The organism is Kitasatospora sp. NPDC059160 (assembly GCF_042755465.1).
In the GTDB taxonomy this organism is placed as follows: domain Bacteria; phylum Actinomycetota; class Actinomycetes; order Streptomycetales; family Streptomycetaceae; genus Kitasatospora.
In genome coordinates this window covers 13,360-28,457 of record NZ_JBHZCN010000035.1, presented here as the reverse complement: position 1 = coordinate 28,457, position 15,098 = coordinate 13,360, and the positions used below count along the sequence as shown (strand labels likewise).

Below are 15,098 nucleotides of genomic sequence, written 5' to 3'. Positions count from 1 at the left end.
GCCGGCTACGCCCAGGGCAGCGGCGGCGCCGTGCGGGCCGGGGTGGCGGCCAGGGTGTCGAGGGCGATCCGCACGGCCTCGGCCAGCTGCGGGTCCTCGCCGGCCGCCCAGTGGTGCGGGGCGAACGGCACCTCGACGTCCGGGTCGACGCCGTGGTTCTCCAGGCCCCAGCCGTAGTTCTCCATCCACATCGCGTACTTGGGCTGGGTGACCAGGGTGCCGTCGACCAGCTGGTACCGGCTGTCGATGCCGATCACCCCGCCCCAGGTCCGGGTGCCGACCACCGGGCCGATGCCGAGCGCCTGGATGGCGGCGTTGACGATGTCGCCGTCCGAGCCGGACAGCTCGTTGGCGATCGCGACCACCGGCCCGCGCGGGGCGTCCATCGGGTAGGGCACCCGGCCCTCGGTGTCCCGGATCGCGTACCAGCCGATGATCCGCCGGGCCAGCTTCTCTATCACCAGCTGCGAGGTGTGGCCGCCGCGGTTCTCCCGGACGTCCACGATCAGGCCGTCCTTGGCCATCTCGGTGGAGAGGTCGCGGTGCAGCTGCGCCCAGCCGGCCGTCTGCATGTCGGGGATGTGCAGGTAGCCGAGCCGGCCGCCGGACAGCTCCCGCGTCTTCGCCCGCCGGCCGGCCACCCAGTCGTGGTAGCGCAGCGCCTCCTCGTCGGCGAGCGGGACGACCACGGGGTGGCGCCGGTCGCTGCCGTCCTTGCGGGCCACGGTCAGCTCCACCGGCTGCCCGGCGGTGCCGGCCAGCAGCGGGGCCGGGCCGGTGACCGGGTCGACCGGGCGGCCGTTGACGGCGAGCAGGGCGTCGCCCGGGCGGATCGCGGCGCCGGGCGCGGCCAGCGGCGAGCGGGCCCGGGGGTCGGAGGACTCGCCGGGCAGGATCCGGCCGATCCGCCACTGCCCGCCGTCCCGGACCAGGTCGGCGCCGAGCAGGCCCTGGCGCCGGGCGGGCTCGGTGTAGCGGCCGTACGGGACGACGTAGGCGTGCGAGGTGCCGAGTTCGCCGTGCACCTCCCAGAGCAGGTCGACCAGTTCGTCGTGCGAGCCGACCCGCTCGACCAGCGGCCGGTAGCGCTCCAGGACCCCGGCCCAGTCGACGCCGCCGAGGTCGGGGCGCCAGAAGTTGTCCCGCATCAGCCGGCCGTTCTCGGCGTACATCTGCCGCCACTCGGCGGCCGGGTCGACGGTCACCCGCAGCCGGGTGAGGTCGACGGCGGTCTCGTCGTCCTCGCCGCCGGACTTGCGGTCGGCCGGGACGATCCGCAGCTCGCCCCCGTCCAGCACGGCCAGCCGGGTGCCGTCCCCGCTGACCGAGAACCCGTCGACGCCGTGCACCAGTTGCTCGACCCGGCGCTTCCTGAGGTCGAAGCGCTCCAGCACCGGGCGGGGCCGGTCGTCGTCCAAGGAGGCGGCCTCGTCGCCGAGTTCGCCGAGCAGCGGCGCCCTGGTCCACAGCACCCCGTCCTTGGCGGCGCGCAGCGTGTGGAAACGGCCGCCCTCGACCGGGAAGGGCACGATCCGGTCGGCGATGCCGTCCAGGTCCACCCGCACGGCCGGCACCGCCCCGTCCGCGGCCTCCTCGCCGTCCGCCGTGCGGGCCTTGGGCTCGTCCTCCTCCCCGCCGGGCGCCCGCCCGGCCCGCTGCGGGCCGAACGGGGAGGGCGTCTCGGCGGCGAGCGTCACCAGGTAGGGGCGGCAGCCGTTCGGGAAGGACAGGCCGAAGGCGTGGGCGTCGTAGACCGGGTCGAAGCTGCGCACCGAGAGGAAGGCCAGGTAGCGGCCGTCGGCGGTGAAGGCGGGCGAGGTGTCCAGGAAGCGCTGCGAGGTGACCTCGCCGACGGTGCGGGTGGCCAGGTCGGCCAGCACGATCTGGCGCAGCGAGTACGGGCCCATCCGGTGCACCGGGCGCGACCACGCCAGCCAGGCCGAGTCCGGGCTGAACACCAGGCCGCCGACCTCGCCGTCGGTGCTGCGGTCCAGCTCGTGCACGGCGCCGTCGGCCAGGTCGACCACCAGCACCCGGCCGTCGTGCACGCCGACCGCGGCCCGCCGGCCGTCCGGGGAGACCACCAGCGAGTTGACCCGGCCCAGTCTCCCGGCGGCCAGCCGGCGCCGCTCGGGGTCGTGCACGGCGGGGGCGTACTCCAGGGCGTCCTCGCCCTCGGCGTCGGACACCCAGAGCACGCCCTGGGCGCCGTCCTCGCCCGGCACCACCCGGGCCAGCCGGGCGCGCACGCCCGGGGTCTCGTCCAGCACCCGGGCCGGGCCCTCGCGGTGGGTCAGCCAGTGCACGCTGCCGCGCACCACCACGGCGCCGGCCCGGCCGGTGCGGTCCGGGGAGACGGACTCCAGCCAGTGCGCGGCGTGCACCGGGTGGGGGCGGCGGCGGGCCCGCGAGCCGGCCGGGCGGACGTCCAGCCGGCGCGGGGAGGCGCTCTCCAGGTCGTCCAGCAGCCACAGGTCGCCGGCCCGGTGGAAGACCACCCGGGTGCCGTCGGTGCTGGCGTTGCGGGCGTAGAAGCCGTCCGGGTCGGTGCTGTGGCGGCGCAGGTCGGAGCCGTCGGGGCGGCTGGACCACAGGTCGCCGACGCCCTCGTGGTCGGACAGGAAGGCGATCCGGCCGTCGCCGTCCCCGGCCACCCAGAGCGGGGAGTCGAGCTGCCCGGCCAGGTCCTGGTGGATCCGGACGAACCGGTCCCGCCCGATCCACAACTTGCCGGCCCGGCCGCCCCGGTAGCGCTTCCACCAGGCCGGCTCGCGGTTGTTGACGGTCACCAGCAGCACCCTCCCCCCGACTTCGGCCGCAGGGTCCCCGACGCCCGCCGGCTCGAAGGCGAGCCCGCCGACCGGCCCGTACGGCAGCCGCACCGGCTCGCCGCCGTCCAGCGGCACCGCGTGCGCCCAGCAGCGGCGCACCCCGGACTCGCCCGCGCCGGTGGTGGCGATCGGGCGCCCGTCGGCGGTCCACCCCTGCACCCGGGTCTCGGCGTTGCCCCAGTACGTCAGCCGCCGGGACGGTCCGCCGTCCACCGGCACCACGTGCACCTCGGGGGCGCCGTCCCGGGTGGAGGTGAAGGCGAGGTGGCGCCCGTCCGGGGAGAACCTGGGGTGCTGCACCGGCAGGTGATCGGCCGTCAGCCGCCAGGCCCGGCCGCCCTCCAGCGGGGCGAGCCACAGGTCGTCCTCGGCGACGAAGGCGACCAGGTCACCGTGCAGATGGGGGTGGCGCAGATAGGCGCCCGCGGAGGTGCTCAGGGAGTCCGTCACGCCGCCAGCGTAGGCAGGTGCGGGTACGAGCCGCTCCGTTTTCCGCAGACTCCGGGCGGGCGCACGGGAGTTGCCGGTGGGGTCAGGCCCAGCGGCCGGTGCGCCCCAGCAGCAGCGCCCCGGCGGCCACCCCGGCGGTCGAGGTGCGCAGCACCGAGGGGCCCAGCCGGTACGGCTTCGCGCCGGCCTCGGCGAAGGCGGCCAGCTCCTCCGGGGAGACCCCGCCCTCCGGGCCGACCACCAGCACGATGTCCCCGCCGGCCGGCAGCGCGGCGTGCGCCAGCGGCTCGGCGCCCTCCTCGTGCAGCACCGCGGCGAGCGCGGCCCCGGCCAGCAGCGGCGCCAGCTGCCGGGTGGTCATCGGCTCGCGCACCTCGGGGAAGCGCAGCCGGCGGGACTGCTTGCCCGCCTCCCGGGCGGTGGCCCGCCACTTGGCGAGCGCCTTGGCGCCGCGCTCGCCCTTCCACTGGGTGATGCAGCGCGAGGCGGCCCAGGGGACCACCACGTCCACGCCGACCTCGGTCATGGTCTCCACGGCCAGCTCGCCGCGGTCGCCCTTGGGCAGCGCCTGGACGACCACGATCCGCGGCGCCGGCTCCGGCTCCCGCCGCACGGCCTCCACCGTGACCTCGATCGCGTCCTTGCCGAGCACCGCGGCGACGGTGCCGTCCACGCCCAGTCCCAGCCCGTCCGCCAGGGTGACCGCCTCGCCGGCCGCCAGCCGCTTCACCGCCGCCGCGTGCCGCCCCTCGGGCCCGTCGAGGCGCAGCACGGCCCCGGGTGCGGCGGCGGCGATCCGCTCGGTCTCGACGACGAAGACGGGCGCGGTCATGGCGGGGAACCTCCTGGGATGGAACGGGAACACCGAAGGGGTGCCGGGGGTCCTCCCCCGGCACCCCTCCTCGGACGACTACCGGCCGTTGAAGGCGTCCTTCAGGCGTGAGAACAGGCCCTGCTGGCCCGGCGCGAACTGGCCGGACGGCCGCTCCTCGCCGCGCAGCACGGCGAGCCGGCGCAGCAGCTCCTCCTGCTCGGGGTCGAGCTTGGTGGGCGTCTGCACCTCGACGTGCACTATCAGGTCGCCCCGGCCGCCCCCGCGCAGGTGGGTGATGCCCCGGCCGTGCAGCGGGATCGACTGGCCGGACTGGGTGCCGGGCCGGATGTCGACCTCCTCCAGCCCGTCCAGGGTCTGCAACGGCACCTGGGTGCCGAGCGAGGCCGCCGTCATCGGGATGGTGACGGTGCAGTGCAGGTCGTCCCCGCGCCGCTGGAAGACCGTGTGGGTGGTCTCGGCGATCTCGACGTACAGGTCGCCGGCCGGGCCGCCGCCGGGGCCGACCTCGCCCTCGCCGGCCAGCTGGATCCGGGTGCCGTTGTCCACGCCGGCCGGGATCTTCACGGTCAGGGTGCGGCGGGCCCGCACCCGGCCGTCGCCCGCGCACTCGGGGCACGGGGTCGGCACCACGGTGCCGAAGCCCTGGCACTGCGGGCACGGGCGGGAGGTCATGACCTGGCCCAGGAAGGAGCGGGTGACCTGGGAGACCTCGCCCTTGCCGCGGCACATGTCGCAGGTCTGGGCCGAGGTGCCGGGGGCCGCGCCCTCGCCGCTGCAGGTGGTGCAGGTGACGGCGGTGTCGACCTGGAGTTCCTTGGTGGTGCCGAAGGCGGCCTCCTCCAGGGTGATCTCCAGCCGGATCATGGCGTCCTGGCCCCGGCGGGTGCGCGAGCGCGGGCCGCGCTGGCCGGCCGCGGCGCCGAAGAAGGCGTCCATGATGTCGGAGAAGCCGAAGCCCGCCGCGCCGGCGCCGAAGCCGCCCGCGCCACCGCCGCCCGGCGACAGCGGGTCACCGCCCAGGTCGTAGACCTGGCGCTTCTGCGGGTCGGAGAGCACCTCGTAGGCGGCGTTGATCTCCTTGAACCGCTCCTGCGTCTTCGGGTCCGGGTTGACGTCCGGGTGCAGTTCGCGTGCCAGGCGCCGGAACGCCTTCTTGATCTCGTCCTGCCCCGCATCCCGTCGGACGCCGAGTACCGCGTAGTAGTCCGTGGCCACCAAATGCTCCGCTTGTTCCGCCTGTAGTAGTGCTGCGACTGGACGCCGCCGTTAGATTTCCAACGGTCGGCCGTGTGCTACGACTCGGCCAGGATCTGGCCCACGTACCGTGCCACCGCCCGCACCGCCCCCATTGTGCCCGGATAGTCCATCCGGGTCGGACCGATCACACCCAGCTTGGCCACACTCTCGTCGCCCGAACCGTAGCCGACCGAAACGACCGAGGTGGAATTCAGCCCTTCGTACGCGTTCTCCCGCCCGATCCGGACCGTCATCGCGGCGTCCGTGGTCTCACCCAGGAGGCGGAGCAGGACGACCTGCTCCTCCAGGGCCTCCAGCACCGGCTGGATGGTGAGCGGGAAGTCGTGCCCGAAGCGGGTCAGGTTGGCCGTGCCGGCCAGCATGATCCGCTCCTCGTTCTGCTCGGCGAGCGCCTCGAACAGCGTCGCCAGGACCGTACTGACGGTCGGCCGGTCGGCCGGCTCGAACGCCGCCGGGAGCTCCTCCAGGAGCCCCGGGACGTCCGGCAGCCGCTGGCCGGCCGCCCGGGTGTTGATCCGCGAGCGCAGGTCCGCCAGGACCGTCTCGCCGACCGTGCCCGGGCAGTCGACCATCCGCTGCTCGACCCGGCCGGTGTTGGTGATCAGCACCAGCATCACCTTGGCCGGGGCCAGCGCCACCAGCTCGATGTGCCGGACGGTGGAGCGGGTCAGCGAGGGGTACTGCACCACGGCGACCTGGCGGGTCAACTGGGCGAGCAGCCGCACCGTACGGGTGACCACGTCGTCCAGGTCGACGGCGCCGTCCAGGAAGTGCCGGATCGCCCGGCGCTCCGGGGAGCTCATCGGCTTGATCTCGGCGAGCTTGTCGACGAACAGCCGGTAGCCCTTGTCGGTGGGGATCCGCCCGGCGCTGGTGTGCGGCTGGTGGATGTACCCCTCCTCCTCCAGCGCCGCCATGTCGTTGCGCACCGTGGCCGGGGACACCCCGAGGTTGTGCCGCTCCACCAGGGCCTTGGAGCCGACCGGCTCCTCGGTGCCCACGTAGTCCTGGACGATCGCGCGCAGCACGGCGAGCTTGCGGTCGTCCAGCTGGCGGACCTCTCCGGCCATGGGGCACGCACCTCCGTCTTCGCACGTTGTCCGTCTGTGATGCTGCGAGCCGCTCCGGTGAGGACCCCGACCCTGGCACTCTGCACGCACGAGTGCCAAAACCGTACCTGCCAGTGTACGGCCCGGGTCGTACCGCAGGAACGGCCCGGCCGGGGTGATCCTGCCCGCAGTTCCGGACGGCCACCGCGACACTCCGCGTGCGCGGGTGGTGCCCCGGGGCCGTCCGGGTGGCAGCATCGAAAGCGACGGCGAACGGAGGAGCAAGCGATGTCGAGCTCGGGCCAGCACACCCGTTTCGCGCCCGACCGCGGCCTGACCAGCCGCATGGTCGGGACGATGTTCGTGATCGGGCTGTTGTACGTCGGTTTCACGGGCCTGCTGATCGCGCTGCTGCGCGGGGCCTGGCCGCTGATCGTGCTGATCTCCGGCGGGCTGTTCGTGGCCCAGTTCTGGTTCAGCGACAAGATCACCGAGCGGGCCATGGGCGCCCACCGGGTGACCGAGGAGCAGTACCCCCAGCTGCACGGCACCATCGACCGGCTCTGCGCCCTGGCCGACATGCCCAAGCCCCGCGTGGCGGTCGCCGACAGCGACATGCCGAACGCCTTCGCCACCGGCCGCAACCCGCAGAACGCCGTGGTGTGCGTCACCACCGGCCTGCTGCGCCGACTGGAACCCGAGGAGCTGGAGGGCGTCCTGGCGCACGAGCTGTCGCACGTCGCCCACCGGGACGTCGCCGTGATGACCATCGCCGGCTTCCTCGGCGTGCTCGCCGGGGCGATGACCCGGGTCGCCATGTACGGCGGGTTCATGGGCGGCAACCGCAACAGCAACGACCAGAACGCGGCCATCGCGGCGCTGGTCATCCCGCTGGTGTCGATCGTGGTCTACGCGATCAGCTTCCTGCTCACCCGGCTGCTGTCCCGCTACCGCGAACTGGCCGCCGACCGGGCCGCCGCCCAGCTCACCGGCCGGCCCAGCGCCCTCGCCTCGGCGCTCACCAAGGTCACCGGGCAGATCGCCGCCATCCCCACCGAGGACCTGCGCCGGGCCCAGCCCTACAACGCCTTCTACTTCGCCCCCGCGCTGAGCGCCAAGGAGACCGCCTCCCAGCTGCTCTCCACCCACCCGACGCTGGAGAAGCGGCTGGCCCAGCTGGCCAAGATCTCCGAGCAGCTCGGCCGCTGACCCCCCTGGGCTCCGGCCCCGCCCGACTCCCGGAAGGACCGCCGTGGGATTCCTGGACGCCCTGTTCGGCCGCACCAAGCCCGTCAAGCCCGACCTCGACCAGCTGTTCGGCGTGCCGTCCGCCGCGCTCACCCTGGAGGCCGGGGCCGGGTTCCTCCCCACCGGGCTCGGCTCGGTCTGCTTCGCGGCCGTCGAGGGCGCCGCCTTCGTCCAGGTGGAGCAGCAGGTCCGGGCCCTGCTGGACGCCGACACCGAACGCGGCGGCGTCCCGGTGGAGGCCTCCAAGGACGGCTACGGCTACTCCTGGCTGCTCACCCGGCACGCCCCCGAGGAACTCCCGGAACTGGTCAACGACCTGCACGCGGTCAACAGCGAGCTGGAGGCGAACGGCTTCGGCCCGCAGCTGCTCTGCTCCCTGGTCGCCTTCCGCAACCCCCAGGGCCAGTCGCTGGCCCTGGTCTACCTCTACAAGCGCGGCACCTTCTACCCCTTCGCCCCGATGCCCGGCGGCGGCGAGCGGCGCAACAGCCCGCTGGAGCTCCAGGTCAACGCGATGCTGGGGAACGACCTGCGGCTGGAGAAGGACCTCAGCCGCTGGTTCCCGGTCTGGGGGGCGCCGGGCCTCTGACGCCCCGTCCGTAAAATCGCCCCATGCGCAGCCACCAGTACGGACCCGACCTCACCCCGCCGTGGAAGAAGCAGCAGCCCGCACCCGAGGTGCCGGCCGAGCGGGACCTGGTGGTCGAGGAGGCGGCCACCGGCTACTGCGGGGCGGTGGTGCGCTGCGAGCGGACCGCGGAGGGGTTCACCGTCACCCTGGAGGACCGCTTCGGCAAGCACCGGGTCTTCCCGCTGGTGCCGCGCGGCTTCCTGCTGGAGGGCGAGGTGGTCACCCTGGTGCGCCCGGCCGCCCACGCCGCGCCCCGCACCCCCGCCCGCACCGCCTCCGGCTCCGTCGCCGTCCCCAGCGCCCGGGCCCGGGTCGCCCGCGAGTCCCGGATCTACGTCGAGGGCCGGCACGACGCCGAACTGGTCGAGCGGGTCTGGGGAGACGACCTGCGCATCGAGGGCGTCGTCGTCGAGTACCTCCAGGGCATCGACGACCTCCCCGCGATCGTCGCCGACTTCGCCCCCGGCCCCGGCCGCCGCCTCGGCGTCCTGGTCGACCACCTGCTCCCGGGGACGAAGGAGCACCGCATCGCCGCCCGGATCACCGGCGAGTCGGTCTTGGTCGTCGGCCACCCCTACATCGACATCTGGCAGGCCGTGAAGCCCTCCTCCGTCGGCATCCCCGCCTGGCCCGCCGTCCCCCGCGGCGAGGACTGGAAGCAGGGCACCTGCCGCCGCCTCGGCTGGCCCGTGGACACCCCGGCCGCCTGGAAGCACATCCTCTCCAAGGTGAACAGCTACAAGGACCTGGAGCCCGAACTCCTGGCGAAGGTCGAGGAACTGATCGACTTCACCGCCCTGCCAGGTCAGGAGTAGGTCTGAAACTCCGAGGTGTCGAGCGTGATGCCCAGCAGGTCCACCGGAATGGGCTCGCCGAACTTGGTGGTCCGAGAGGAGACGTAGTCCGGCGACCCGGACGCGCTCGCCCGGGTCGGCTCGGTCAACAGCACGCAGACGGCCTTGATCGGGTCGACGATCAGATAGGCCGGAATCCGGCCCTCCGCGTAGAGCTCCCGCTTGGTCTGGTAGTCGCGCAGGACGCTGGTGTTCGAGACCACCTCGAGCACCAGCGTGAGGAGAGGCGAAGGGATCAGGCGACCAGGACCCTCGACCGCGTCTCGCTCATAGACGACCAGATCGGGCTGAGGTTCGCTGGTGAGCCCGGGGATGTCGATGTCCTGCGTGACCGAGCGGTGCCATCGCATCCGGGGAATCTGGTCCTGGATCGACTCGACAATCCAGTTGTGGACCCGGTCGGGCCCGGCCGTCATCACGATCTCCCCCCTGATGAGCTCGGCCTTGAAACCCTCCGGGATCTCCAGATTCTCGAAGATCCCTATCACCCGGTCATCGATGGCGGTCATCCCACACTCCTCCTGACGGCTGATACCACGTTAACGACACTCAGTCCACGAGGTCACGCACTACTGCATCCGCCAGGAGGCGGCCCTGGAGGGTGAGGGCGGCGCGGCCCCGCCGGTAGGAGTCCTCGGCGAGGAGGCCGTCGGCGAGGGCCTTGGCGGCGGCCTTGCGGCCGGCCTCGGCCAGGAGGTCGAGGGGGATGCCGTCGGCCAGGCGCAGTTCCAGCAGGATGCGCTCGACCCGGCGGTCCTCGTCGCTCAGCAGCTCGCGGCCCAGGGCCGGGGTGCGGCCCTCGGCGAGGGCCTGGGCGTAGGCGGCGGGGTGCTTGGCGTTCCACCAGCGGACGCCGCCGACGTGGCTGTGGGCGCCGGGGCCGGCTCCCCACCAGTCGGCGCCGGTCCAGTAGAGCTCGTTGTGGCGGCAGCGCCCCTCGGGGGTGGTGGCCCAGTTGGAGACCTCGTACCAGGAGTAGCCGGCCGCGCTGAGCGCCTGTTCGGCGATGAGGTAGCGGTCGGCGTGCACGTCGTCGTCGATCATCGGCAGTTCGCCGCGCTTGACCCGGGCGGCCAGCTTGGTGCCGTCCTCGACGATCAGGGAGTACGCGGAGACGTGGTCGGGCCCGGCGCCGATCGCGGCGTCCAGGGAGGCCCGCCAGTCGTCGTCGGACTCGCCGGGGGTGCCGTAGATCAGGTCGAGGTTGACGTGGTCGAAGCCGGCCGCGCGGGCCTCGGCCACGCAGGCCTCGGGGCGGCCGGGGGTGTGGTGGCGGTCGAGCAGCCGCAGGACGTGCGGGCGGGCGCTCTGCATGCCGAAGGAGATCCGGTTGTAGCCGCCCTCGCGCAGCTCGGCGAGGTACGCGGGGTCGACGGACTCGGGGTTGGCCTCGGTGGTGACCTCGGCGTCCGGGGCGAGCCCGAACTCCTCGCGCAGGGCGGCGAGCATCTTCACCAGGTCGCGGGCGGGCAGCAGGGTGGGGGTGCCGCCGCCGAGGAACACCGTCCGCACCGGGAGGTCGGTCTCGCCGAGGACGCGGCGGGCCAGCCGGATCTCGGCGACCACGTTGTCCGCGTAGGTCTCCTGCGAGGCGACGGCCCCGGAGGAGCGCAGTTCGGTGGCGGTGTAGGTGTTGAAGTCGCAGTAGCCGCAGCGGCTGGCGCAGTACGGGACGTGCAGGTAGAAGCCGAACGGCCGGTCGCCCAGCCCGGTCAGGGCGTGCGCGGGCAGGGAACCGTCGGACGGCACCGGTTCGCCGTCGGGGAGTGCGGAGGGCATGACCCCATTGTCCCGTACGACTCACCCGGACTCGTGAGCCGTACGGGAGGAGGGCCGGCTCAGGCCTCGTTGGCGCCCGCGTACATGGCGGTCACCGCGTCCGCGTAGGTCCGCTCGACCACCGGGCGCTTGATCTTGAGGCTCGGGGTGAGCTCGCCGTGCTCGATGTCGAGGTCGCGCGGCAGCAGGTGGAACTTCTTGATCGTCTGCCAGCGCTGGAGGTCGGCGTTGACCCGCTTGACGAAGCCCTCGATCAGCTGGTGCACGGCCGGGTCGGCGGCCAGCTCGGCGTAGCTCTTGCCGGCCAGGCCGCGCTCGGCGGCCCACGGCATCAGCACCGCCTCGTCCAGGCCGATCAGCGCGGTGCAGAAGTTGCGGCCGTTGCCGATCACCAGGATGTTGCTGACGAACGGGCAGACCGCCTTGAACTTGCCCTCGACCTCGCTGGGCGCCACGTACTTGCCGCCGGAGGTCTTGAACAGGTCCTTCTTGCGGTCGGTGATCCGCAGGAAGCCGTCGGGGGTGAGCTCGCCGATGTCCTCGGTGTGGAACCAGCCGTCCGGCTCCAGCACCTCGGCGGTCTTCTCCGGCAGGTTGTGGTAGCCGCGCATCACGCCGGGGCCGCGCAGCAGGATCTCGCCGTCCTCGGCGATCCGCACCTCGGTGCCGGGCAGCGGGCGGCCGACCGTGCCGATCCGGACGTCCTCCTTGCGGTTGACGCAGGAGCCGGCGCTGGTCTCGCTCAGCCCGTAGCCCTCCAGGATCGGCACCCCGGCACCGAGGAAGAAGTAGCCGATCTCGGGGGCCAGGGCGGCGCTGCCGGAGACGGCGCCGCGCAGCCGGCCGCCGAAGGCGGCCCGGATCTTCGCGTACACCAGCTTGTCGGCGAGCGCGTGCTGCAGCCGCAGGCCCAGCGGGGCGCTCCCGACGCCGGTGGCGACCCGGCTCTCCTGGACCACCCGGGCATGCTCGCGGGCGACCTTGGCGGCCCACAGGAAGATCTTGTACTTGGCGCCGCCCTCGGCCCGGGCCCGCCCGGCGATGCCGTTGTAGACCTTCTCGAAGATGCGCGGCGCCGAGGCCATGGTGGTCGGCCGGATGACCGGCAGGTTGTGGATGATCCGGTCGACCCGGCCGTCCACGGCCATCACGTGGCCGGTGGCGATCTGGCCGGAGATCAGCGTCTTGCCGAAGACGTGCGACAGCGGCAGCCACATGAACTGGACGTCGTCGGGGCCGAGCAGGCCGCTGGCCTCCTGGGCCCGGCCCTCGTAGGCCCAGCAGTCGTGCACCAGGCGCACGCCCTTGGGGCGGCCGGTGGTGCCGGAGGTGTAGATGAGGGTGGCCAGCTGCTCCTTGTCGAGCCCGGCCACGGCCTTGTCGACCGCGTCCGGGTGCTGCTCCAGGTACTCGGCGCCGCGCCGTTCGAGCTCGGCCAGGGTGAGCAGGTCCAGGCCGGCCGTGTCGAGTGCCTCCGCCCCGGGCGCCCCGGCGGGGGCGTCGAAGAGGATCACGGTGCGCAGCTCGGGCAGCTCGTCGATGTGCTCGACGGCCTTGGCCAGCTGGGCGGCGTTCTCGGCGAACATCGCCCGGGAGCCGGAGTTGGAGAGGATGAAGGCCGTCTCGTCGGCGTTGGTGCTCGGGTAGACGGTGGTGATGGCGGCGCCCGCGCACATGGCGCCCAGGTCGGCGAGGATCCACTCGACCCGGGTGGAGGAGGCCAGCGCGACCCGGTCCTCCGACTGGATGCCGAGCGCCATCAGGCCGGCGGCCACCGCCTTGACCCGGACCGCGGTCTGCGCCCAGGTGAGCGAGCGCCACTGCTCGGCGCCGGGCGCGCCGTCCGCGGCGTGCTCGTCGACCGAGGCCGGGTAGCGGTAGGCCTCGGTGTTCGGGGTCAGGGCGACCCGCTCCAGGAACAGGTGGGCGACGGAGGCGGGACGCCCGGCGACGATGTCGGCACTGCCGGAGTCGATCAGGGACTGCGCGGAACTCAACGAGGACCTCCGGGGGCGGGTGGCCGTCTGAGGGATTGTCGCGGCGTCCGTGGGGGCGTCCGCCGGGCCCCCGTTAACGTGGTCGGTACCGGTCAGTAACAAGGGCGTAGTCAGCAGCCTAGGGGGAAACCGGTCATTCCGTAAGGGGGCGGCCCCAGCTGGCACGCCCCCTCGGCGCCGGTGCCCGCCGGAGGGCGCGAACCGGGCCGCCGATGGCAAAGGCCCGGCAAACCTCCGCCGGACGGCCCCCGAATCGTCTGTACGACGCTACAGAACGACGAGAATTGGGGTGCGAACCCGACCGGCGAAGACAAGAGTGTGCCAGTGCTGATCAGACTGCTCCGGGCGTACCTGCGCCCATACTCCCGACCGATCACCCTGCTGGTGGCCCTCCAGCTGGTGTCCACCCTCGCGGCGCTCTACCTGCCCACGCTCAACGCCGACATCATCGACAAGGGCGTGGTCACGGGCGACACCGGCTACATCCTGCGCCTGGGCGCCGTGATGATCGGCGTCACCCTGCTCCAGGCGCTCTGCTCGATCGGCGCCGTCTACTACGGCGCCCGCACCGCCATGGCCTTCGGCCGCGACCTGCGGGCCGCCGTCTTCGACCGGGTGCAGAGCTTCTCCTCCCGCGAGGTCGGCCAGTTCGGCGCCCCGTCGCTGATCACCCGCACCACCAACGACGTCCAGCAGGTCCAGATGCTGGCCCTGATGAGCTTCACCCTGATGGTCGCCGCACCGATCATGTGCGTCGGCGGCATCATCATGGCGCTCAACCAGGACGTCCCGCTGTCCGGCCTGCTGCTCGCCGTCATCCCCGTGCTCGGCATCGTCGTCGTCCTGCTGGTGCGCGCCCTGCGGCCGAAGTTCCGCAGCATGCAGGTGAAGATCGACACCGTGAACCGGGTGCTGCGCGAGCAGATCACCGGCATCCGGGTCATCCGCGCCTTCGTCAAGGACGGCCACGAGCAGCAGCGCTTCGCCGACGCCAACGAGGACCTCACCCAGGTCGCCCGGCAGGTCGGCCGGCTGATGTCCGTGATGTTCCCCGCCGTCATGCTGGTCGTCAACGTCTCCAGCGTCGCCGTGCTCTGGTTCGGCGCCCACCGCATCGACAGCGGCGGCATGGAGATCGGCGGGCTCACCGCCTTCCTCTCCTACCTGATGCAGATCCTGATGAGCGTCATGATGGCCACCTTCATGTTCATGATGGTGCCGCGCGCCGAGGTCTGCGCCGAACGCGTCGAGGAGGTCCTCGGCACCTCCTCCAGCGTCGTCCCGCCCGCCGCCCCGGTCACCGAGGTGCTGCGCCGCGGCAACCTGGAACTGCGCGACGTCGACTTCCGCTACCCCGGCGCCGAGGCCCCGGTACTGCGCGGCGTCGACCTCACCGCCCGCCCCGGCGAGACCACCGCCATCATCGGCTCCACCGGCGCCGGCAAGTCCACCCTGCTCGGCCTCGTCCCCCGGCTCTTCGACGTCACCTCCGGACAGGTCCTGCTCGACGGCACCGACGTGCGCGAGCTCTCCGCCGACACGATCGCCGACAGCGTCGGCATCGTCCCGCAGAAGCCCTACCTCTTCACCGGCACCGTCGCCAGCAACCTCCGCTACGGCCGCCCCGACGCCACCGACGAGGAGCTCTGGCACGCCCTGGAGATCGCCCAGGCCAAGGACTTCGTCGAGAAGCTGCCCGAAGGCCTGGACGCCCCCATCTCCCAGGGCGGCAGCAACGTCTCCGGCGGCCAGCGCCAGCGCCTGGCCATCGCCCGGGCCCTCGTCCGGCGGCCCGACGTCTACCTCTTCGACGACTCCTTCTCCGCGCTCGACTACGCCACCGACGCCAGGCTGCGCAAGGCCCTCGCCCGCGAGACCTCCGACGCCACCGTCCTGATCGTCGCCCAGCGCGTCTCCACCATCCGCGACGCCGACCGGATCATCGTCCTCGACGAGGGCGCCGTCGTCGGCACCGGCACCCACCGCGAACTGATGGCCGACAACCCGACGTACCGGGAGATCGTGCTCTCCCAGCTCACCGAGCAGGAGGCGGCGTGACCACCCCAGGAAAGCCCGCCGGAAAGCCGGCCGGGGCCCCCGCCGGACCGGGCGCCGGACAGCCCGCGGACAAGCTCCCCAGCGACTCCCAGGCCGCCGCCGCCCGCCG

Annotated in this window: 11 protein-coding genes; 4 read left to right on the top strand and 7 right to left on the bottom strand. The window is 73.1% G+C overall.

Annotated features, from left to right (window positions below; translation table 11 throughout):
• Nucleotides 1-5: 5 nt before the first annotated feature.
• The 4 genes from ACFXOZ_RS17125 to hrcA all read right to left on the bottom strand — a co-directional run bounded on the left by ACFXOZ_RS17125 (nt 6) and on the right by hrcA (nt 6,443).
• The gene (locus tag ACFXOZ_RS17125) at nt 6-3,281 is read right to left on the bottom strand and encodes a S41 family peptidase (RefSeq protein ID WP_380591172.1); all 3,276 of its coding nucleotides are present in this window, start codon (nt 3,279-3,281) and stop codon (nt 6-8) included.
• Nucleotides 3,282-3,363: 82 nt separating this feature from the next.
• A complete protein-coding gene (locus tag ACFXOZ_RS17120) occupies nt 3,364-4,113 on the bottom strand; it encodes a 16S rRNA (uracil(1498)-N(3))-methyltransferase (protein ID WP_375892458.1) in 750 nt (249 codons plus the stop codon).
• A 78-nt stretch (nt 4,114-4,191) separates the two neighbouring features.
• Nucleotides 4,192-5,331: a molecular chaperone DnaJ gene (gene dnaJ, locus ACFXOZ_RS17115; RefSeq protein WP_188304451.1), complete on the bottom strand. Its 1,140-nt coding sequence runs from the start codon at nt 5,329-5,331 to the stop codon at nt 4,192-4,194.
• Nucleotides 5,332-5,408: 77 nt separating this feature from the next.
• Entirely contained in the window at nt 5,409-6,443 is a 1,035-nt protein-coding gene (gene hrcA / locus ACFXOZ_RS17110; protein ID WP_375892457.1) for a heat-inducible transcriptional repressor HrcA, read from the bottom strand.
• A gap of 267 nt (nt 6,444-6,710) precedes the next feature.
• On the opposite strand from hrcA, the gene htpX reads away from it, so the two are divergent.
• From htpX to ACFXOZ_RS17095, 3 genes are read left to right on the top strand one after another with little or no spacing between them, the layout of a single operon-like run.
• Nucleotides 6,711-7,631 carry a zinc metalloprotease HtpX gene (htpX, locus tag ACFXOZ_RS17105; protein WP_375892455.1) on the top strand — a complete coding sequence of 307 codons (921 nt, stop codon included), beginning with the start codon at nt 6,711-6,713 and terminating at the stop codon, nt 7,629-7,631.
• Between the two features lie 43 nt (nt 7,632-7,674).
• A complete protein-coding gene (locus ACFXOZ_RS17100; RefSeq protein ID WP_380524878.1) occupies nt 7,675-8,259 on the top strand; it encodes a hypothetical protein in 585 nt (194 codons plus the stop codon).
• Between the two features lie 23 nt (nt 8,260-8,282).
• On the top strand, nt 8,283-9,116 hold the full coding sequence (locus ACFXOZ_RS17095) for a DUF3097 domain-containing protein (RefSeq protein WP_380591169.1): 834 nt from the start codon (nt 8,283-8,285) through the stop codon (nt 9,114-9,116).
• Here the strand turns inward: ACFXOZ_RS17095 and ACFXOZ_RS17090 are convergent.
• The 3 genes from ACFXOZ_RS17090 to ACFXOZ_RS17080 are packed head-to-tail and all read right to left on the bottom strand — an operon-like array spanning nt 9,107 to nt 12,931.
• Nucleotides 9,107-9,664, bottom strand: a complete 558-nt coding sequence (locus ACFXOZ_RS17090; RefSeq protein ID WP_380591166.1) for a Uma2 family endonuclease — start codon at nt 9,662-9,664, stop codon at nt 9,107-9,109. The two genes, ACFXOZ_RS17095 and ACFXOZ_RS17090, sit on opposite strands and share 10 nt — an antisense overlap.
• A gap of 40 nt (nt 9,665-9,704) precedes the next feature.
• A complete protein-coding gene (gene hemW / locus ACFXOZ_RS17085; protein WP_380591163.1) occupies nt 9,705-10,934 on the bottom strand; it encodes a radical SAM family heme chaperone HemW in 1,230 nt (409 codons plus the stop codon).
• A gap of 59 nt (nt 10,935-10,993) precedes the next feature.
• Entirely contained in the window at nt 10,994-12,931 is a 1,938-nt protein-coding gene (locus ACFXOZ_RS17080; protein ID WP_380591160.1) for an AMP-dependent synthetase/ligase, read from the bottom strand.
• A 324-nt stretch (nt 12,932-13,255) separates the two neighbouring features.
• On the opposite strand from ACFXOZ_RS17080, the gene ACFXOZ_RS17075 reads away from it, so the two are divergent.
• Complete coding sequence (locus tag ACFXOZ_RS17075; RefSeq protein WP_380524874.1) at nt 13,256-14,989, top strand: ABC transporter ATP-binding protein; 1,734 nt, start codon at nt 13,256-13,258, stop codon at nt 14,987-14,989.
• Nucleotides 14,990-15,098 lie beyond the last annotated feature (109 nt).